The following is a 20,389-nucleotide window of genomic DNA, read 5'->3' as shown; positions in this document are numbered from 1 at the left end:
ATTCGAGAGCAAGTTGAGCAATCACAGGGAGGTCGAACCCATGGGGGATGACAACAGCGGGCCGGAGGAAGCGATCAAGGGCACCGTGGAAGGCGTGAAGGGGAAGGCCAAAGAGGTCGGCGGGGCCGTGCTCGGTCGCGACGATCTGCACAGAGAGGGCCAGGCCCAGCAGGACAAAGCCGACGCCCAACGCGATGCCGGTAAGAAGGAAGCCGAAGCCGAGTCGGCGCGGGCCGGCGCGGACGCCGCCGAGGAGCGGCAGAAGAAAAACCAGTAGACCGCCCGCAAAGAGGCTCGGCCCGATTGTCGGGCCGGGCCTCTTTCCGCGTGCAGGGCATGCCGACGACGCCGTCGAGCGGTTGCGGACGCGCAATCGCGCCGCCACGACGGCTGAACTCTCAGGGCCGGTGCAAATCCACCACTAGCGGACGATGGTCGGAAATCGTCATCAGGTCCGATTCCACGGCGCCCCCGCGCAGCCCGCGGTCGTCGGTCAAGATGTGGTCGAGCTGGCGATTGGGCGCGTCAGCGGGAAACGTCTGGGCGGCAGCCAACGCCCGCATGCCCGACCAGCGGCGCACCGTCTTCGGGGTCATGTTCAAGTCCCCGGTCAACAGCCGCGGTCCGGGAAAGCCGCGCAGGTCATGAACCAGTCGGCGTAGCTGGCGGCGATTCCAGCCCGGGACGAAGGACAGGTGGGTGTTGGCCACTGTGAGCTCGCCCAGCGGGGTGCGCAATCGCGCGATGACCGCCGCGCGCGGCTCCTCGTCGACGACCATGACCCGGTCGGGTCCCGGGAGGTACATCGGAAACGGCATCGGTATGCGGGGGAGACGCACCACCTGCCAACTGGCGACGGGATATCGGGACAGCAACGCGATTCCGTACGCGGCGGTGCCGGGTTGTTCGCGGCCGGTGGCCGCCATCCAGGTCGCTCCCGGCGTGCCCGAAATCGCCGCCACGAACCGGTGTTCCACCGCGCCCATGGCTTCGGCCGCCGCTGCGGTCAGGTCGGCGCGCTCGGAGCGTGGCTGATCGCAGTCGACCTCCTGCAAGCTGAGCACGTCCGGATCAAGGCGTTGTACGCAGTCACGCAGCCGCTGAAGGACCACGCCATCGCCGACCGTGCGCCCGTGCAGGATGTTGAAGGTCGCCACACGCATAGGTTTTCACCTACCCATTTTTGTCCGCGTGCAGTCACCGGGGTAGGCCAGCCGCGGGCTCGGTGCTACCCGATCCGGGTAGGGCGCATGCCGACAGGAATACCCGGCACCGGTGCCGTCACCGAAATACGACCTCGCCCACCGCGCGCAAACGCGGGAGCACGCAGCCCGGTAACCTGGGCGCAGTTCCGTCGCCACCGCGCTCGAATTGGCTTCGATAACATTGCGCCGCGCGCAATTTGCGCTCTAACGCCCATCCGGCTGCGGGCACCGAGTACGCCCGGTCCCACGGCACCGCCTCGTCGGCTGGAAATGCCCAGTGCCACATCCACACTGGATATTCCAGCAATGCCGTCCCGGTGAGCGCACAGGCGGCCGAGGCGGCACGGCCGACGGTTTCGTGGTCGGGATGCCCGTCGCCCCGCCACGTCGCCGCGCACCACGCCGCGGGGCCGGTGTCGTCGAGGATTTCGGTCAGTTTCCCGGTGATCATGTCCTCATGGTCCGCCAGCTCACCGTCGGGCAGGCCCAGCAGCACTGGGGGTGGGATATTCAAAAGCCTTGTTGCCCTGCGCAACTCGTAGCGGCGGATGGTCTCCCTGCGAAGCCGTTCCGAGGCCGACGTGCCGGGCCGGGCGGCACCACCGTTGCTGACGCAGACCACTTGAACGTGAACTCCGTTCGCGGCCAACTGAGTGATCGCGGCACCCAGGCCGAGAGTTTCGTCGTCGGGATGAGGAGCCACGACGACCAGCCGGGAGCATTCCTTGAGATCCAGTGCCGGCAGGGGGCTCTCGGCGAAAGCGGCCAGCCACAACGGCGCTGGCGTGCCGCCGTGGGTTAGTGACTCGGCCGCAAACCGTGTGCAGTTACCCGCCGACACGGTTGTCATGGCGCCCGAATCCCCCGCTGACCCGCCAGGCGGCCGAGCTCGGCCAAATCCCGCTCCGCATGACTTTGCCGTATGTAGATGCTCAGATCGGCCACTCGTTGCGCGTGCCGGCCATCCTGGCACAGCGGACCGGGGCCCAAAGCGCGTCCGGTGCGCGTGATGGCTTCGTCGACCGCGTGTTCCACCACCGTGCGGACTCGACGGGCCAGAAGCTGCGCGGTGCCGGCCCGGTCGAACGGGTCATCGTCGATTTGAGTTGCGGCTGCGGACAGGATCGCGTCCCCGGCGGCGAGTGCGGCGTCCACCGCGCCGAGGTGCGCCAGCGAATACGCGTCGGCCGACTGGCTTGCGGCACAGCGGTATAGCGGATCGGCGACCCGCCGCGCTCCACCCAGCCAACAGGCAGCCACGCCGATGGCGCCGTGCCAGAACCCGGGCCGATCCAGATAGGCGTCGGGGTCGCCCACGGCGACGGCTTGAGCATTGGTGAATTGGACCGACCTGGTGTCACTGCCCGCCATCCCGGCGTTCCACCACGTGCTGGGCAACGCCTTGACGGTTGGGTCGATCGCGGCGACTGCGAACAGCCCGTGCGTTCCGTCGTCAAGGCGCGCGGTGACCAGCGCGTGGGTGCAGAATCCCGCACCGGCACACCACACCTTGGTGCCGTTCAGCGAGAACGCGCCATCGTTGCTGGTAGCCGTCAGAACGGCGTCCGGAGCCTCGGCCGTCCACACCCCCCACAACTGACCCGGTTCGGGCGGCTTACCACCTAATTCGTGAAGTATCGCCACCGCTTCGACGTGGGATTCCGCGATCCTGGCCGCCACGATGTTCTCCTCGGCCAGTCGCGCCAGACGCTGCCAGCGTTCGGCTGTGCGGCCCGATGCGGGAAGGGGCAACTCGAGTCGTCCCGACTCCAGCCAGTGTTCAACAAGGCCCGCCGTCACGCGCGATCACCCGCCGCCGTTCTCCCCAATTGCGTGAGGTAATCGGCGAATCCGTGGTCCCGAGTCTGGATTCGCTTCGACGTGATGCTCGATAAGTCGGCGTCACGACGCATGCGGTGGCTGGTGGCCTCGCACCGTTCGACCAACTTCTGCCGCTCATTGTGGGAAGGGATCACTGCAGCGGCAGCGTCATTGTCACATCCAGCGTCATAGTCACATCGCATGGCGGTTGACATAACCCCGAGACTTCCCGATTCGCCACAAGTTAAACGACCTTGGCCACCATGCCAGGTTGCTCCGGCGGCAGGCCGGGTATGACCTATGCACCATGGCAGCTACCGGAGCCCACCCCGACAAACCCGCGTGCGCCACGCCGTTGCGGGACGCGCTGCGTGGCGCGGCGTCGGCGCTCAAGGAGAACGGGCCACGTTTCGCCTTGGCGGGCAGCTACGCGTTATGGGCTTACGGGGCACCAGAACCCAGCCACGACGTGGACCTGGTGGTAGCGGAAGCCGATGTGGAAGCGGCCGTGACGACCCTGGCCAACGCCGGATTCGCCATCGAGCGCCCCCCGGAGGACTGGCTGTTCAAGGCCCGCAGCGCCGATACGCTCGTCGATGTCCTGCACCGGATCAATGGAGTGCCCGTCGATGCGGACATGCTGGACCGCGCCGTGCAACACGAGGTGCTGGCAATCAGCATGCCGGTGTTGCCACCAACCATGGTGCTCATCCAACAGCTACGAGCGCTCCACGAACACCACTGCGATTTCGCCAAGTTGCTACCTGCGGTGCGCGCGGTGCGCGAACGGCTGGACTGGGAGGCGATCCGAACGCTGACCAAGGACAACGACTACGCGGTCGCGTTCTTGGTGCTGGCCGAGCGGCTCGGCCTCACCAGCTAGTGGTTACGCAGTTTGGCGACGAGCTTGTCCTTGCTCAGGCTTGAATAGCCGGACATGCCAAGTTCTTTGGCGCGCTTCTTGAGTTCCGCCACGGTCCAGTCCTGATAAGACCCGGACTTGCCGCCCTTGCGGGCGACCTTCGACTTGCCCTGCGCGGCGGCCGCATTTGAGATCCGCGCGGCCTTCTCCTTGGAGTCGCCCTTTTTGCGCAAATCCTGATACAGCTTTTCATTCTTGATCGACGAACGCGGCATCAGCGATCCTCCTGTCCACCATGAGATGCTCTGAATCTCCGAGTGCCCGCTCCGGGCGCGGAAAAAACCACGTGTTAGGCGGGGACCGGGTCGGTGCGACGCTCCCAGCAACGGTGCCGGGCGAGAGCGGCGGCGAATTCCTCGACGAAGCGGTCCGGCAACTCATCGGCAGCGGCTTTGGTGGTAATGACGGATTGATCGTTGACAACGTCGGTGTCCTCGGCGATGCGATTCGTGATGCGGGCGGTGCGCAGCAGGTCGACACCCGCCCCGTAGGCGCCGATCGGCTTCAGATGTTTATAGGCCTCGGTCACGAAGTGCACCGCGTAGCCGTCGTCGGACAGGGTCTCCACCGATCGCGGCCCGCATGCCACGACGACGGCGTCATAAAGCACCGATGCCATCGTCGTGAACGATCTATCGACCGGAAGCTCGCCGCCGGATCCGCCCTCCAACGTGCCGCCGGCGACCGGTGCCAATACCTCGACCATGGCGCCGCGTTCGCCCATCTTCTCGATGAAGCGTTGCGTCCCCACTACGTCGACTCCGTTGGCGGCCAGGACCGCGATCTTGCGCGTGGCGATGGTGTCGCTGACACCGATCTGGGAGAGCGCCGGCGACGCGGCCACTTGGTCGTCGACGGGCTGCTCGGGCGGCTCGGGCAGCCCCAGCTTCGCCGCCACCTGAGCGGCCAAGCCACCGTCGACCCGTGCCAGTTGTTCCACCACGGCCGAACGGATCTCGGGCACTTCGACCTTGCCGAGCTCGAACGCAAACGCGGCGACGATGTGCTCGGCTTCGACCGGCGACATGCTCAGCCAGAACATCCGCGCCTGACTGTAATGATTCTCGAACGACTTGGCCCGCTTGCGCATCGCCTGCCCGTCGAGCCGCTCGGTGTAGTGCCGAAAGACGTTCTCGTCGGCCAGCGCCGGGCAGCCGCCGCCGATGCTGTTCTTGAAGTAACTTGAGCGCCCCTGCGGGATCGCATGCTGTCCGTAACCATCGTGCTGGTTGGTTCGGACCTCGGCCACCGGCCGGTTGATCGGCAGCTGAGCGAAATTGGGGCCGCCCAGGCGGATCAGCTGAGTGTCCAGATAGGAGAAGTTGCGGAACTGCAGCAGCGGATCGTTCGTGAAGTCGATGCCGGGCACCACGTTTGCCGTGTGGAACGCCACCTGCTCGGTCTCGGCGAAGAAGTTATCCGGGTTGCGGTTCAGCACCATCTTGCCCACCGGGCGAACCGGAACCTGTTCTTCGGGAATGATTTTGGTCGCGTCGAGCAGATCGAAATCGAACTTGAACTCGTCCGCCTCGGCGACCAGCTGCACGCCCAGCTCCCACTCCGGGTACTGGCCCGACTCGATCGCCTCCCACAGGTCGCGGCGATTGTAATCGGGGTCCTTGCCGGCGATCTTTTGGCATTCGTCCCAGATCAGGGAGTGCACCCCGAGCCGCGGCTTCCAGTGGAATTTGACGAAAGTGCCTTCGCCGCTGCTGTTTACCAGCCGGAAGGTGTGCACGCCGAAGCCCTGCATCATGCGGTAGCTGCGCGGGAGCGCCCGGTCGGACATCAGCCACATGATGGTGTGCAGGGTCTCGGGCTGCAGCGACACGAAGTCCCACAGCGTGTCGTGCGCGGACTGCGCCTGCGGAATCTCGTTGTGCGGCTCTGGTTTCACCGCGTGCACAAAGTCGGGGAATTTGATGCCGTCCTGGATAAAAAACACCGGGAAGTTGTTGCCCACCAGGTCGTAATTGCCTTGTTCGGTGTAGAACTTGGTGGCGAAGCCGCGCACGTCGCGAACCGTGTCGGCCGATCCACGCGATCCGGCCACCGTGGAGAATCGGACGAACACCGGAGTCTGATGGCCCGGAGTGGTCAAGAAATTCGCCGCGGTGTAGTCGGCCAGCCAGTCGTCGTACGGCTCGAAATAACCGTAGGCGCCGGCGCCACGTGCGTGCACTACGCGCTCCGGAATGCGCTCGTGGTCGAAGTGGGTGATCTTTTCCCGGGCGTGGAAGTCCTCCAGCAGTGTCGGTCCCCGCTCGCCGACGGTCAGCGAGTCGTCGGTGTGGTCGACGCGGACGCCCTGTTGCGTGGTCAGGTATCCGGTGTCACGACGGAACCGCGCCGAGTCCAGATCGCGCTGTTTCGGATTTTGATCGGTGGCCATGACTTGCCTCCTTTCAACGGTGGGGAGTACCACCGCCCCGACCGGCGCAAACCGCACGAACGGGGGGCTATCCACCACAGGGAGGGTTGCCTACCATCTATAGGGGTAGCCGAAAGTGGTGATTGAGACGGCTGAAGTCGGCGCCTTGCGAGGTGTGGTAGCGATCGGTGCCTCGGCGGGCGGAGTCGAAGCGCTCTCCAATGTTGCCGCCGGATTGTCCCCGGACGTGCCGTACGCCTACCTGATGGTGCTGCATGTGCCCGCGGGGGCACCCAGCATCCTGGCCCGCATCATCGACCGCAGCGGTCCGCTGCCCGCGGTCGCCGCCGAGGACGGGGCAGCCCTGGAACCGGGGCGCATCTATGTCGGAGTTCCGGATCGCCATCTGCTGGTGGCCGACCATCACGTCCTGCTGTCACAGGGTCCCACCGAGAACGGGCATAGGCCGGCGATCAACGCGTTGTTCCGCTCGGTGGCCTTGGCCTTTGGGCCCCGCGCGGTCGGCGTGCTGCTCTCCGGCGTGCTCGACGATGGCGTGCTGGGACTGGGCGCCATCCGTTCGCGTGGTGGCACCACTATCGGGCAATCACCCGAGGACGCGTTGTTCCCGGCGATGCCCACCAACGCCGCGGAGGCCGGCGTGGTGGATCGGCAGTCCCCGGCGGCCGACGTCGGTGCGGTCCTCAAAGAGCTGTCGCACCGAGAGATAAAGGATTTCGACATGGAGCGAGACTCCGGCATGGAGCTCGAGAACCGCATCGCCAAGATGTCGCGGTTCGCGACCGACTTCGACACCGAGAAATTGGGGGCCCCTTCGGGCTATACCTGCCCCGACTGCAACGGCTCGCTGGTTTCCATCAGCGAGGGGAACTTTCGCTGTCAGGTGGGCCATGCGTGGACGGCCGAGGCCCTGCTCGGCGCGCGTGACGCCGAACTCGAGGGGGCATTGTGGATAGCGGTGCGCAGCCTGCAGGAAAAGGCCAGGCTAGCCCGCGACATGGCCGGTAAGGCCGAAGCCGGTCTACTGTTCCGGCGCTACACGGCAATTGCCGAGGAAAGCGAACGGGCACTGCATGTGCTCAGCGACCGCCTATCCGGCACTGCCCAGCAACGCGGTGAAGCCGGATGAGCGTGCATCGTTCGGCGATCCGCATCGCGGTAGAGGGTCGCGGTGTGCCGATCGTGACGCTGGAGGGCGTGCTGGATAGCTCTACCTATCGAACGGTTCGCGACGCAGTGATCAAGGCCGCGATCGACGAGCCGCGAGCAGTGATCGTCGACATCAATCGGCTGCACGCGCCGTCCGCCTCGGCCTGGACGGTGTTCACGAGCGCTCGTTGGCACGTCAGCGTCTGGCCGGACGTGCCGATCCTGCTGGTGTGTGCGCAACCACAGGTGCGGCGGACGATCGCCCTGGCGGGGGTCACCCGTTATGTGCCGATACATTCCGCCCGAGAACTCGCGCTCGACGCTGTGGATGGTCAGTCCATAAAGATCCGCCGACGGGCGCGCACCGAGCTTTTGCGATCCAGCGTCAGCGTCGGTCTTGCTCGTGCGGTGATCACTGATTGGCTGACGCACTGGGGCATCCGTGAGGTGGCCGCGGTGGGGTCCACGATCGCCACCGTGTTCGTTGAAAACGTTCTCGATCACACCGAGAGTGCGCCGGTATTGATCGTCGAGAACTATCAAGACACGGTCACCGTCGCCGTCGAGGACAACAGTCCGCATCTGCCGGGCCGGCACGAAGATGCCGAGCGCGGCGCCGACATGGTCTCCGGACTGGCCATCGTCTCCGCAATGAGTCGGGTGTGGGGTGCGACCCCGACATCGTCGGGCAAAACGGTCTGGGCATTGCTTGGTCGGGAAAACCAGTTCTAGCGCCGCGAGTAGAGTTCAAGTCCTTCGATGAACCCCTTATCGGACGGGACTGCATTGGAATCCACGACTGACGAGGCTTTCGAGGCCTTGTTGCGCTACATGCGGGATTCGCGCGGCTTTGACTTCACCGGCTACAAGCGCACCTCGCTGATGCGTCGCGTCCGTCATCGGATGGACCAGGCCGGTCACACCACATTCGACGAGTACCTGGACTGTCTGCAGGCCAGTTCGGATGAACTCACGGCGCTCTTCAACACCATCCTGATCAACGTCACGTCTTTCTTCCGCGACCCGGAGGCGTGGGACTACGTCGCCGACGAGGTCATCCCGCGATTGCTGGCCGAACGTGGACCCAACGACCCCATTCGGGTGTGGAGCGCCGGATGCGCGTCCGGCCAGGAGGCCTACACATTGGCCATGTTGCTGGCCGAGGCGCTGGGACTCGAGGATTTTCGGCAACGGGTCAAGATCTACGCGACGGACATCGACGAAGATGCCCTCGCCACGGCGCGCATGGCGTCTTACGATGCCAAGGCGGTCGAATCCGTACCGCCAGATCTGTTGGGGCGCTATTTCCAAGAGGTCAGCACTCGCTACGTCTTCCACAAAGACCTGCGACGCGCGGTGATCTTCGGCCCCAACGACCTGGTCAGGGATGCACCGATATCGCGTGTCGATTTGCTGGTCTGTCGCAACACGCTGATGTACCTCAATGCGGAAACGCAACGAAAAGTCTTGGGACGTCTACATTTTGCGCTTGCACCCCAAGGCACGCTATTTCTCGGACACGCCGAGATGCTCCTTAGTCACGGCGACCGGTTCAAGCCGCTGAACCTCAAACATCGAATCTTCCGCAAGGCGGCGGGGACCCATGGCGGTGCCGACCGCTACGAACCGGGTAGGGGGTTCTACGAACGCCACGCCGACCTGCCGGGCCTGGCGACGGTGCGCGATATGGCGTTTCGCGCCAGTCCGGTGGCTCAGATCGTCGTAACCGGCGAGGACACCATCGCGATGATCAACCAGCAGGCGGAGGCCATCTTCGGGCTCTCGGCGCGCGACATCGGCCGGCTGCTGCGCGATCTCGAGGTTTCCTACCGTCCGGTGGAGTTGCGCGCCTACCTGGAGCAAGCCAAAGTGGAGCGGCGTTCGGCGCGGATTCAGGACGTGAAATGGCAGCGACCGGGTAACGAGACGGTGTGGTTCGAGATCCACATCAATCCGCTCGTCGACGCCGAGAATGGCCTGCTCGGCGTGTCGATCGTGTTCTTCGACGTCACAGCGACGCACGCCCTGCTGGACAAAGTTGTGCAAACCAACCACCAGCTCGAGGCGGCCTACGAAGAGCTGCAGTCCACCAACGAAGAACTCGAAACCACCAACGAGGAACTGCAATCCACCGTCGAGGAACTCGAGACCACCAACGAGGAACTGCAGTCCACAAACGAAGAACTCGAGACGATGAACGAGGAACTGCAGTGCACCAACGACGAACTGCAGACCATCAATGACATGCTGGGTGAACGCAGTCTCGAGCTGGACCACGCGAAGAACTTCATGAGTTCCCTGGTCGCCTCGGTCCGCAGCGGCATGGTGGTGGTGGACCGCGAAATGAACGTCATTTTGTGGAACCGCGGTTGCGAGGAACTCTGGGGGCTACGCGCCGAGGAGACGATCGGCTCCAGGCTCGCAGCGCTCGACATCGGCCTGCCGCTCGATGGCGTGCGCACATTGATCGGCAATGCATTCGTCGACCCGGACAGCTCCGGTGAAGCGGTGGTGGATGCGGTCAACCGGCGCGGTCGCGCTGCGCGGGTGCGCGTCACGTGCACGCCGTTTCGCTCGAACGAGGGAACGGTCGGCGGGGCCCTGCTACTGATAGATGTTCTCGACTAGCTGCCCAGACCCGCCGCTGCAACCTGCCTGAGACTGCGCCGCGTGGCAGCGGTTCGCCAGTAGGTTTGTCCACCACGCGAATTTTGAGCCTGGAAGCGAACTGGGGATCTGGTCGGTTTCGCCGACGGTTGCCAGTGGTATGCCTGGTAGGGGTTCGCGAAACATGCGCGGAGGGAATGGCGGTTGAGGATTGCAATTGTCAGCGGTGATGACGTCGCCGCGGAGGATCCCGAGCAGCTGTGTGCCGCGTTGACGACCCATGGACATGATGCGACGGTCTGCATGCGGCAAAGCGGCCGACTGCCGGCCCACGCGGCCGCCGCCGGCTACCGCCGTGTTTGGGTCCCCGTCGGCCCGAGCGCGCCGGCGTCCCCGGCGGATCTGTTGCCCTACGTAGGAGACTGGGCGACAAAGCTCGAGCGCGTCTGGTCGAAGGAACAACCCGACGTCGTGCATGCATACGGGTGGCTGGGCGGTTTGGCCGCTCAACTGGCCGCACGGCGCCGGCGCGTCCCAGTTGTGCAGACGTTCTTGGGCATGGCTGCGGCCTCGCGTCCTCGTGTTGCGGAGTCAACGGCCGAAAGTCCACGAGAGCGCATCGAGCTGCTATTGGCGCGTAGCGCGACCTGGGCGACGGGTGAGAGCAGCGTCGACGTCGACATGCTGGCCCACCTACGTCACAGCCGCGCGCGAGTGTCCGCCTTCACATGCGGTGTGGATTCCGAGCTCTACACTCCGAGCGGTCCCGAGGTCGCCCGGAAGGGGCGTCAACGCGTTCTATGTGTGGCGCCAAATCCGCTGCAGCATAACGGTTTTGATATCGCAATCGGTGCGCTGTACAGGGTTCCCGGCGCGGAGTTGGTTATCGCGGAAACTGACGCGACCAACACCTTGCACGACGACGCGCGAGCTCAGCTGCAGTACCTGGCCAAGGAATTCGAAGTCGCCGACCGCGTCCATTTTGCAGGCACGGTCGCCAGTGACGAATTGCCGATGTGGATACGGTCCGCCAACGTGATGGTGTGCACACCTCGCCATCCACCGCGTCCCACGACTGTGTTACAGGCCATGGCCAGTGGGGTGGTGGTGGTTGCGGCGACCGTCGGCGCCCTGGCTGACGTCGTGCTCGACGACATCACCGGCGTCGTGGTGCCGCCGGAAAATCCGGTCGGACTGGCGGCAGCTCTGAGAAGGCTTCTCGCCCAAAGTTTCCAATGCGAAAGCATGGGCGCGGCCGGTCGCAGTCGTGCACAGTCACGCTTCGCATGGCAGCGCATCGCGCTGGACGCACTCAACATTTACCGCCGTGCGGGGGCGCAAGATCGGTCAGCCGCAGATCTGTCACCGTACGGCGGTGCGGTGATGCCATGACGAGGATGCCCACGGTCTTTCGATCGGCCCGGCCATGACCGCCATAACGAGCGCGACCGACGGGCAGTCCCCCCAGTCGAGCGTCGATTCCGCTGCCGAACCGCCGGAGGCGCCTCGGGCTGACTTCTGTCCCGCCCGTCCTGTCCTCGGACGTGACGCGGAGTACGCGTTTCCTGCGGCCGCGGTGGAATACAAGCAGTTCCGCAGTAGTGATGGCCAGGCGGTGCGTCGATTTTTCGCTGGCGCCTATCGGCCAGGTTGGCGGCTCTCCGCACTGACCGATTATTCCGCGGTGTCGCACCGGCGCAGTGCCGCCGGTTCAATGATTCTCGACGAGGTGATGGTTCAGGGGCGATCGACCCTGGAGATTCCGGCGGGCGACACCGTTGTGGTGATCCAGCCACGCGCTGGGTTGCTGAGCGTCGCGGGCGGACCCGCAACTGCGGGCTTGCCGATTCTCATCGCCGATGGCATGTCCTGCCTGTTGCACTGCAACGGCGCACGTTTCGATGTCGTCTCGATCGAGGCGGACGTGCTGCACAAAGTCGCCGCACCTTGGATGATTAAGTCGGCAGCGCAGCAGACCCGGTTCGTGGATTGGCGACCACGGTCCCGCGCCGCCGTGCGGGCGTGGCAGCGAGCTTTGGATTATGTAATTCTGACGTTGGCGTCCGCTGATACCGCCCGGCAGCCGTTGGTTGTCGCGGGGATGGCCAAACTGCTGGCCGGTGCGCTGCTCGAGTGCTACCCGTCCACCCTCACCGGGCGGGACGCGGCCAGCGACCTCGCATTACCCGAAACGCTCAAGGAAGCGGTGTCATTCATCCACCGCCATATCACCGAGGACATCGGGATCAACGATGTCGCCGCCGCGGTGCACCTTACGCCCAGAGCGGTCCAATACCTGTTCCGCCGCCAGCTCGACACCACCCCGACCGAGTACATGCGTCGCACCCGTCTGCGCCGCGCTCATCAAGAACTAATAGCGGCAACGACATCTAACTCGACGGTCACCGAAATCGCCCAGCGGTGGGGATTCGCACATACCGGACGGTTCGCGGTGTTCTACCGCCAGACCTACGGTCAAAGCCCGCACACCACGCTGAGGCAACGGGCCACATCGTCCTGATTGTCGATGCGGAGGGATCAGGTCTAAGCATTTCCTAAGAATCGTTTGCCGGATTTGCCAAAAGCGGACCGAACTCAGGCATATGATCGTCTCATCCTTAGCTGCGGCAATGGGGCCGCGTTCGAGGGGGGAGCGGTGAGATGAGTGCTCGACGATTGGCTCGTCCAGTTGACCCGTTCCCCGACCGGCTGCCGCCGAGTGAGACCGTGGCGGTCACGGTGGCCGACGGCACCCGGCTGCACGCGGAGGTGTTCGGGCCGCCGGACGGTTATCCGATTGTCTTGATCCACGGCATCACGTGCGCGATCCGGGCGTGGGCATATCAGATCGCCGACCTGTCCAACGACTACCGGGTGATCGCGTTCGATCATCGCGGCCATGGACGAAGTGGCGTGCCGAGACGCAACGGCTACAGCCTCAAACACCTTGCCTCCGACCTGGATTCGGTGCTGGATGCGACCCTGGCGCCGCACGAACGGGCCGTGCTGGCGGGTCACTCGATGGGCGGCATCACCATCGCCGCGTGGTCCGAGCGCTACCACCACAAGGTTTCCCGGCGCGCCGACGCCGTCGCGCTGATCAACACCACCACCGGTGATTTGATCCGGAAGGTGCAACTACTGCCGGCACCCTACGGGTTGTCGCCGGCCCGAGTTCTCGCCGGGCGCGCCCTGATCAACGCGTTCAGTGGATTCCCGCTCCCGCGTGCGGTCCGCATCCCGAGCCGGTATGCGGTGGCAATGCTGGCCACCGGACGAGACGCCGACCCGAGTGTCGCCAAGCTCGTCTGCGAGCTCTTCGAGAACACGTCGCCGGCGGGACGGGCCGGCTGCGCGAGGGCGCTGGTGACGTCACTGGGGTCTCGGTATCTCGATCTGGACGGACTGACCGTGCCGACGTTGGTCATCGGCAGCGAGCGCGACCGGTTGACCCCGATCAGCCAGTCCCGCAGGATCGCGCGCAGCGCACCCAACCTGATCGATCTGGTTGAACTGCCCGGCGGCCACTGCTCGATGCTGGAACACCCCCGCGAGGTGAATCGCCAGTTGCGCGGACTCGCCGAAATGGCGGTGCACAACGCGGCCACCCGCCGGATCAGCTCATAGCAGGGCGGTGATCTCGGCGGCGGCGCGCTGCCCGGAGCGGATCGCCCCGTCGAGGAACCCGGTCCACTCGTCGGCGGTTTCGGTGCCGGCCCAGTGAATAGGGCCGACCGGTTCGCGCAGCCACGGCCCGAACCGCGTCCACGACCCCGGCGGAACCGCGGCGGTGGGCCCGCCGGGCGCGAATTCCTCCACCCCCCAACGATGGTCCACATAGTCCAGGGGTTTGAGCGCGTCATCGCCGAAAAGCGTTGCAAAGCAGCGCAATGCGTCACGGCGGCGCTGATCGCTGGGTAGCGAATCGAACGCGCGGGCGTCGACAAAACCCATCAGGATGCCTGGGCCGTCCGGGTGCGGACTGACGTCGAACGTGATGAATACGGGGCCCTCGTCGGACAGCGCCTGCCCGGAAAATCCGTTGGTCCGCCAAAACGGCGTGGAATAGGCCGCGTACGCCTTGCTGAGCCGGCCCTGCGGCCAATGCCGGGCGAGTTGCTCGTACTCGGCGGGCAACGGGGGAGTGAACTCGATCGAGGCGCGATGGGCGGGCGGGATCGCGACGATGACGAATCCGGCCTCGGTCTCGCAGAGATCGGTCGTCACGGTGACGCCCGCGCCGTGGCGTTCGATTCGGCGGACCGGCGCGTTGAGCACCACCCGGGCGCCCAGTTCGGCGGCCGCAGCCTCGGCGATCTGTTGCGTGCCACCGGGGAAGCGGTCCTGTTGGGCGCCGTCCTGGACGTCGAGCAGCCGGTCCAGGCCGCCGGCCGCGTGCGTGTAACGGGCGGCGTGCAGCATCGACACGTCGTCGGGTTCACATCCCCAGGTCACCCGCGCCACGATCGCCAGCAGGTCGTGCGATGAAGCGGTCGCGCGCACCGAACGCAACCAGCCGCCGAGCGACAAGCCGTCGAGTTCGCGGGCACGGCGCGCATCCCACGGCGCCGCCAATGGGATGCTGCGGGCGATCCTGTCGAACTGCCACCGCAACCGGCCGATGTCCAGCAGCCCGGTCAGCGAAAGCTTGGGAATGGTGCCGTGATACGCGTGCGTCCAGCCACGCCAATGGATGAGATTCTTGCCGTCGTGGTGCGTCGGGGTGGTCGGGACGTCGAGTTCGGCCGCCATCGCCAAGACGGCGTCCTGGGTCGGCCCGACGAAAGTGCCGCCCAGATCGGCCGGCAATCCCGCGACGCTGCCGGTCAGCGACCGCCCACCGACCCGGTCACGGCCCTCGAAAACCACCACGTCGTGGCCTTGTTGAGACAGTTCGCGGGCCGCGGCGAGTCCGGCAAAGCCCGCACCGACCACGACAACGTCGACCATCCGCGGGGGTTCTGGCACGCGGTCTAGTGAACCGCATTTCGACGGATTTCACCGCAAATTGTGCAAGCTAACGGAGCGTCTCCGGGGCGCGTCCCCGGACAGCGGCGTAATTCACCCGTGCGGCTACGGCGCGACCGTCAGCCAATCTTTGAATCCGGAGGGTTCATGCCGGCCCAGCGCCCCGTGCTCGTAGAGGCCCCAACCCTCGACCGCCTCGCCGTCGCCGTCACGGCAGACCGCGCGGCCGACATGGTCGATCACGCCGAACCCCGCTCGGCCGATGATGGCCGGATCGGTCATGTCGTAGGTCAGGCGCTCGGCGAACTTCTCGCCCTTCCACATGCCGTGTATCCAGTCGGAGTCCCCGCCGTAACCGCCGCCTACGTGAATGGGCACCGGCAGTTTGGACTCGACGTCGAAGTGCACCGGGGTGCCATCGGGGGTGGTGGCGTCGATGGTCGCGCCGGTCGGGATGCGGGTGCCGGAGCGGTAGTGGATCTTTACCCGCGGCCAGCCCAACTGCTCGACGCGGCCGTCGCGCCAGATCCGGGTGCAGTCGTTGAGCGAACGGAACCCGTCGGGCTCCTCCTGGATGATCAGGACGATCGCGAAATCGTCGAAAGCCATTGGTACGTACAGCCACCACATGCCCTCGAAGGGTGGATCCGCGGGCCTGCCCGCGGGCTCGGCCTCACCGATCGGACGGATGCCCCAGGACCGGTCGCGGCTACCCAGCCAGGTCTTGGGATCGACGCTGATTTCCTCGCCGTCGACGACGATGCGCCCGCTCCAGCTGCCCAGCTGCGCAAAACGTTGCGCGTCCAACGTGACTCGGTTGCCCGAGCGCAGGATGTGCGGCTGCTCCTGAACGACGCCGAAAAGTCCCTTCCAGGTGAGATCTGCTGCGATGCCTTCGGTTTCGTCGAGCACGATCCGTAGCTGATCCAGCGGCTCGATGACCTCGACGCGGTAGCCGTTCACGTGCTGGTTGAGCCGGTCTTGGTCGATGGCGTCCGAAACGTGTACGGCGGTCTGGGTGTCCCCGCGCCTGATGAGCAGGAACGCATCTTTGACCCCGAGGTTGGGATAGTAGCCGATGCCGCTGATCACGAATATGTTGCCGGTGCGGTCGTGGGCATTGAAGTACGAGCGATCGTAGAAGTTACGGTCCGAGGACCCTGGCCACGCTATCGGCTGGGGAATCTGATGTACCGGGAACTCGTCGAGCGGTCCGAGCATTACTGGTCCTCCCCGATAGGGCTCTCTCCGATTAAGCGGCGCATCAATCCGGCGTGGTAGAACAGCGATTCGACATCGTCGGGCTTCTCGGTCTCGCCGAAGTGCACCCGCCGAGCCCCGGTGCGCATGAACACACAGGCCCACATCACGCCCGAGTACACGTAAAACCAGTGCAAGTCGCCAACTTCGACACCGGCCAGTCGCGCGTAGGTCGAGCGCACGTCCTCCTCGCGCATCACGTCTGGCAACCCCGGAAGCGTTGCCAGGCCGGCGAGTTCCTGAAAAACCATGTGCGCGAATATCATCCACGCCACGTCGAGCTCTCGCGGCCCCAACGTCACCATTTCCCAGTCCAGCACCGCCACCGGCCGGAAGTCGTTGTACAACACGTTGCCCACCCGGGCGTCGCCCCACAGCAGCACGGGTTCCGCGGCAGCCGCCTCGGCGGGCCAATTGGCTTCCAGCCAGTCAAAAGTTCGCTCGAGCAACGGTGATCGCCCGATGTCGGACACCGCGAAGTCATACCAGGACCGGACCCAGTTGAAATGCTTGCGCATCGCGGTGTCCCCGGACTGCCCCTCGGTGAGGAACCCAAACGTGCTCTGCGCGTTCGGAATCGAATGCAACTTGGCCAGTACGCCCACGGTGGCATCCTGCAGTTCCCGCTGCCGCTCGGTGGGCGCATCGGCAAACCAGTTGCCGCCGAACGTATACGGCATGACGTCGGGCGGCACCTCGCCCTCGACGTAATCCATCACGAAGAACGGTGTGCCGAGGATTTCGCCGGTGTTCTCCAGCCAGCGCACCCGGGGCACGGGCACGTCGGTCAGCTCGCCCACTTTCCGGATGACGTCAAATTGGTGGTCGAGCCGATAGGTGGGGAAGACCTGCACATCCTCGGCGGTCGGCGCCACCCGCGCCACCAGCTTCTGCTGGGTCGATCGCCCGTCCTGCTGCCAGCGCGTCGCCAGGATGATCGTCTCTGACGACATGCCCGTCGAGTCCACGCCGCTCTCCACGATCACCTCGGGATTCGCGTTGTCCGGCAGTACGGTGGATAGCCAGCGTGACATCACCGTCGGCAACGTCGTGACGTCGCGGCTGGAGCGCTGGAGCCGGTCGATGTTGTCGACCGCCGGTTCTGTTGCCATAAGGTGCCTCCTTCGTTGAGGCAATTACGATACGGTAGGTAGCGTTATGAAAGCAGACCCGTCCGGCCTTGACAAGGCCTCCGGCGCCGGCCGCCCGCGCGATCCGCGTATCGACTCTGCGATCCTATCGGCGACCGCTGAACTGCTAGTCAAAACGGGCTATTCCAACATCAGTCTGGCCGCAGTCGCCGAGCGCGCCGGCACCACGAAATCCGCGCTGTACCGGCGCTGGTCGAGTAAGGCCGAATTGGTGCACGAGGCGGCCTTCCCGACGGCCCCGACCGCCCTGGAGTCGCCGGCCGGGGATATCGCCGCCGACATGCGGATGATGATCGAGGCGACCCGCGACGTGTTCACCACCCCGGTGGTGCGCGCCGCGCTGCCCGGCCTGGTCGCCGACATGACCGCCGACCCCGCGCTCAATGCGCGGGTGATGTCGCGATTCGCGGACCTGTTCACCGCGGTGCGGGTGCGGCTGCGCGAGGCGGTTGACCGGGGCGAAGCCCATCCCGATGTGGATCCGGACCGACTGATCGAGTTGATCGGGGGAGCGACGATGCTGCGGATGCTGCTGCGTCCGGAGGAAGCACTCGACGACGCGTGGGTGGAGCAGACCACGGCCATCGTCGTGCACGGGGTGCGGCGATGACGGGGCGGATGGCGGGCCGGGCCGCGATCGTCACCGGCGGTAGCCGCGGCCTGGGCCGAGCGATCGCGCGGGCCCTGGCGGCCGACGGAGCTGCGGTGGCGGTCGTCGGACGTACCGAAGAGGTGTGGGACGAGCGGCTGCCGGGGACCATCGGCGAAACGGTCGCCGACATCGAGGCCGCCGGCGGGCGTGCCGTTGCGGTCCGCGCCGATCTGACCGACCGCGATCAGATCGCCGGGCTGGTGGTTTCGGCCCGCAAGGCGTTGGGCCCGATTGGGATTCTGATCAACAACGCGGCCTTCACCGCGCCCGGCCGGCCACCGGCATCCGGTGAGCAGCCGCGCGATAAAGCCGCCAAAGCGGGTGCCACCACGCCGGAGGGCGCGACCAAAGCGGGTGCCGCCAAGGCGGGCGCGGCCGCCAAACCCGGTTGGCCGGGATTCGTTAGCACGCCCCTGCACGCGTACCGCCGGCATTTCGACATCGCCGTTTTTGCGGCTTACGAGCTGATGCAGATGGTGTGCCCCGACATGATCGAGGCGGGGGGCGGCTCGATCATCAACATCACCTCGGTCGCGTCGCGATTGCCCGGCGACGGCCCGTATGCCGACCGCAGCGGCGGGGTGCTGCCCGGCTACGGCGGATCCAAGGCGGCGCTCGAGCACCTCACCCAGTGCGCGGCCTTCGATCTCGCCGACCACAACATCGCGGTCAATGCGCTTTCGCCGTCCAAACCGATTCTCACCCCTGGACTTTCGTACTACGCCCGCAACTTCGATGAGACCGCATCCCAGGATGAATTCGCCCGCGCCGCGGTTGAGTTGGCTCTGGTCGATCCCGCCAAGGTCACCGGGCGCACCATCGGTCACCTTCAGGTCCTCGACCGCAGCTTCCGTCCCTTCGCGGTGGATTAGACCGGCGCGGTCGCCGTCACCGCGTTGATGATCACTGCGGCACAACATCATTCGCCTCCAGGCGGATCGGGATCGCCGCGCAGGAGCTCGTCGGGATGGTGTGCCTGATTGACGACGGGCGGTCCGTTAGGCCCGAGCCTCGGGATCCAGCACACCGGTGAGCCGCGACGTCCCGTCGGGCTCTTGTGGGCGCAGGTGCACACCGCGGCGGCGGGCGCGATCGGCTTCACTGAAACGGCCATCGGGATTGAGGTAGTCGGCGATTCGGTGGCCCAGCCTGGTGACCACGATGGCGTCGAGCTTGGTCGCATGCTGAACCAGAGTGCGCTCCACGTCGGCCACGTCGACGGGGGTGACGCAGGAGGGCAGCGTGTCGAGCGCGGCACATACGACGCGGATATGGTCCTCACCCGCGCCATCGACCACCGCCGCGGCCAGCGCCGGCAGCTCGGGTTTCAATGGCGCGCCGGTCAGCGAACGTCGCGGCCGAAGGCGAGCCGCGAGTCTGAAGCGGCGCGTGACTTCTCTGGGCGGGATGCGCAGCCGCGCCCACAACATGCCGCGCACCGCCGGAACGCACCCTGCCTCGTCCGGCGGATCGGCGATTTCGCCGAAGACCCGGTACATCAGGCCCGATTGAGGCGGCCCTGGGCTTCCAGTCGTTCGCGCACTCAACCCGAAAGGCGTTGCCGACCACGTCCGACGAGGTCTGGCGCAGCACTTGGTGTGCGGCATCGATCGCGTCGAGCGCGGAGCATATTCGCTCCCGCGCCTGTTCCGCGCTCATAAAGACACCCACGCAGCCCACGGTATCGAACACAAGTTCGAATACAAGGTGACCGCATCAGCGTGTGGATGAACTGCCGACTGTGGATAAGCGACAACGTCCGCACCTGGCCCTAGGACCGCCTGACGTGCAAGTATGAGGAAAGCCAGTGCCGGAACAATCAATCGAGTGGCGTGCCAATGCCTGGTATGGACAAGCCGACAGGGCGAGCCGTTGCCCTGATCGTTCTGCTGTTGATGGTCGCTGCCGCCCTGCGCGGCTACCTTCCCGCTCGTCAGGATGCGACGCGCAGCGAGTCGGGCGGTCGGGCGGCGCTGGCCTTCGTGGTGGCGATTCTCGCCGTGACGCTTGCGCTGATCGCGGTCGCCGTGGTCGCGCGCTTGCGAGACCCACGCGCCCCCGCGCCGAGTGCCGGTCGGCTGTCCGACATGCTGGGCACCGGCAAGGGACGTCCGAGCTGGCGCGTGTTGTTGATCGGACTCGCCGTGATCGTGGCCTGGCTGGTGATCATGATGTTGCTGGTCCGTTTCCTGCCCAACGGCGTCGCTCCCGGCCCCTCACCACCCGACAGCGGCGCGGCGCCGTCGACGCGGTGACGGCGAC

Annotated in this window: 19 protein-coding genes and 1 pseudogene; 11 read left to right on the top strand and 9 right to left on the bottom strand. The window is 65.7% G+C overall.

Annotated features, from left to right (window positions below):
* Positions 1-40 precede the first annotated feature (40 nt).
* Positions 41-277 carry a general stress protein CsbD gene (locus A5753_RS06220; RefSeq protein ID WP_067124540.1) on the top strand — a complete coding sequence of 79 codons (237 nt, stop codon included), beginning with the start codon at positions 41-43 and terminating at the stop codon, positions 275-277.
* Positions 278-398: 121 nt separating this feature from the next.
* Here A5753_RS06220 and A5753_RS06215 read toward each other — a convergent pair whose 3' ends face one another.
* The 3 genes from A5753_RS06215 to A5753_RS06205 form a co-directional block, all read right to left on the bottom strand.
* A complete protein-coding gene (locus A5753_RS06215) occupies positions 399-1,163 on the bottom strand; it encodes an endonuclease/exonuclease/phosphatase family protein (protein WP_067124512.1) in 765 nt (254 codons plus the stop codon).
* A 118-nt stretch (positions 1,164-1,281) separates the two neighbouring features.
* On the bottom strand, positions 1,282-2,055 hold the full coding sequence (locus A5753_RS06210; RefSeq protein WP_067124510.1) for a PIG-L deacetylase family protein: 774 nt from the start codon (positions 2,053-2,055) through the stop codon (positions 1,282-1,284).
* Positions 2,052-3,005 (bottom strand): acyl-CoA dehydrogenase family protein, encoded by a 954-nt coding sequence (locus A5753_RS06205; RefSeq protein WP_067124508.1) that lies wholly within the window; start codon positions 3,003-3,005, stop codon positions 2,052-2,054. The genes A5753_RS06210 and A5753_RS06205 overlap by 4 nt, the downstream gene beginning before the upstream one ends.
* Positions 3,006-3,333: 328 nt before the next feature.
* Between A5753_RS06205 and A5753_RS06200 the strand changes: the two genes are divergently transcribed.
* Positions 3,334-3,909 (top strand): nucleotidyltransferase, encoded by a 576-nt coding sequence (locus tag A5753_RS06200; protein ID WP_067124506.1) that lies wholly within the window; start codon positions 3,334-3,336, stop codon positions 3,907-3,909.
* On the opposite strand, the gene A5753_RS06195 is transcribed toward A5753_RS06200, so the two are convergent.
* Positions 3,906-4,163 (bottom strand): Rho termination factor, encoded by a 258-nt coding sequence (locus A5753_RS06195; RefSeq protein ID WP_067124504.1) that lies wholly within the window; start codon positions 4,161-4,163, stop codon positions 3,906-3,908. The two genes, A5753_RS06200 and A5753_RS06195, sit on opposite strands and share 4 nt — an antisense overlap.
* 74 nt (positions 4,164-4,237) lie before the next feature.
* A complete protein-coding gene (locus tag A5753_RS06190; protein ID WP_067124502.1) occupies positions 4,238-6,340 on the bottom strand; it encodes a catalase in 2,103 nt (700 codons plus the stop codon).
* Positions 6,341-6,455: 115 nt separating this feature from the next.
* Between A5753_RS06190 and A5753_RS06185 the strand changes: the two genes are divergently transcribed.
* From A5753_RS06185 to A5753_RS06160, 6 genes are all read left to right on the top strand, one after another.
* A complete protein-coding gene (locus A5753_RS06185) occupies positions 6,456-7,469 on the top strand; it encodes a chemotaxis protein CheB (RefSeq protein WP_067124500.1) in 1,014 nt (337 codons plus the stop codon).
* Complete coding sequence (locus tag A5753_RS06180) at positions 7,466-8,221, top strand: STAS domain-containing protein (RefSeq protein ID WP_067124498.1); 756 nt, start codon at positions 7,466-7,468, stop codon at positions 8,219-8,221. Before A5753_RS06185 ends, A5753_RS06180 begins: the two co-directional genes overlap by 4 nt.
* 54 nt (positions 8,222-8,275) lie before the next feature.
* Positions 8,276-10,117 (top strand): CheR family methyltransferase, encoded by a 1,842-nt coding sequence (locus tag A5753_RS06175; protein WP_067124496.1) that lies wholly within the window; start codon positions 8,276-8,278, stop codon positions 10,115-10,117.
* 183 nt (positions 10,118-10,300) lie between these two features.
* Positions 10,301-11,488, top strand: a complete 1,188-nt coding sequence (locus A5753_RS06170) for a glycosyltransferase (RefSeq protein ID WP_067124494.1) — start codon at positions 10,301-10,303, stop codon at positions 11,486-11,488.
* Positions 11,489-11,522: 34 nt separating this feature from the next.
* Positions 11,523-12,617 (top strand): helix-turn-helix domain-containing protein, encoded by a 1,095-nt coding sequence (locus tag A5753_RS06165; protein ID WP_067124491.1) that lies wholly within the window; start codon positions 11,523-11,525, stop codon positions 12,615-12,617.
* Between the two features lie 140 nt (positions 12,618-12,757).
* Positions 12,758-13,723, top strand: coding sequence for an alpha/beta fold hydrolase (locus A5753_RS06160; protein WP_067124489.1), 966 nt, complete (start codon positions 12,758-12,760; stop codon positions 13,721-13,723).
* Here A5753_RS06160 and A5753_RS06155 read toward each other — a convergent pair.
* The 3 genes from A5753_RS06155 to A5753_RS06145 form a co-directional block, all read right to left on the bottom strand.
* On the bottom strand, positions 13,718-15,046 hold the full coding sequence (locus A5753_RS06155; protein WP_197694604.1) for a flavin monoamine oxidase family protein: 1,329 nt from the start codon (positions 15,044-15,046) through the stop codon (positions 13,718-13,720). The two genes, A5753_RS06160 and A5753_RS06155, sit on opposite strands and share 6 nt — an antisense overlap.
* Positions 15,047-15,169: 123 nt before the next feature.
* The gene (locus tag A5753_RS06150; RefSeq protein ID WP_067124485.1) at positions 15,170-16,285 is read right to left on the bottom strand and encodes a hypothetical protein; all 1,116 of its coding nucleotides are present in this window, start codon (positions 16,283-16,285) and stop codon (positions 15,170-15,172) included.
* Positions 16,285-17,436, bottom strand: coding sequence for a phosphotransferase family protein (locus A5753_RS06145; RefSeq protein WP_067124483.1), 1,152 nt, complete (start codon positions 17,434-17,436; stop codon positions 16,285-16,287). Before A5753_RS06145 ends, A5753_RS06150 begins: the two co-directional genes overlap by 1 nt.
* 46 nt (positions 17,437-17,482) lie before the next feature.
* Here A5753_RS06145 and A5753_RS06140 point away from each other — a divergent pair, with 46 nt between their 5' ends.
* Positions 17,483-18,085 (top strand): TetR/AcrR family transcriptional regulator, encoded by a 603-nt coding sequence (locus A5753_RS06140; RefSeq protein WP_067124481.1) that lies wholly within the window; start codon positions 17,483-17,485, stop codon positions 18,083-18,085.
* The gene (locus A5753_RS06135) at positions 18,082-18,999 is read left to right on the top strand and encodes an SDR family NAD(P)-dependent oxidoreductase (RefSeq protein WP_067124479.1); all 918 of its coding nucleotides are present in this window, start codon (positions 18,082-18,084) and stop codon (positions 18,997-18,999) included. The genes A5753_RS06140 and A5753_RS06135 overlap by 4 nt, the downstream gene beginning before the upstream one ends.
* Positions 19,000-19,125: 126 nt before the next feature.
* Here A5753_RS06135 and A5753_RS06130 read toward each other — a convergent pair whose 3' ends face one another.
* On the bottom strand, positions 19,126-19,626 hold the full coding sequence (locus tag A5753_RS06130; RefSeq protein WP_231990015.1) for a DUF222 domain-containing protein: 501 nt from the start codon (positions 19,624-19,626) through the stop codon (positions 19,126-19,128).
* Between the two features lie 348 nt (positions 19,627-19,974).
* Between A5753_RS06130 and A5753_RS06125 the strand changes: the two are divergent.
* Positions 19,975-20,370 (top strand): annotated as a pseudogene (locus A5753_RS06125) (hypothetical protein); the annotation flags it as partial.
* Positions 20,371-20,389: the final 19 nt, after the last annotated feature.

Origin of the sequence: Mycobacterium sp. 852002-51971_SCH5477799-a, assembly GCF_001667145.1 — a bacterium.
Taxonomy (GTDB): domain Bacteria; phylum Actinomycetota; class Actinomycetes; order Mycobacteriales; family Mycobacteriaceae; genus Mycobacterium.
This window is presented reverse-complemented; position numbering and strand designations above follow the sequence as displayed.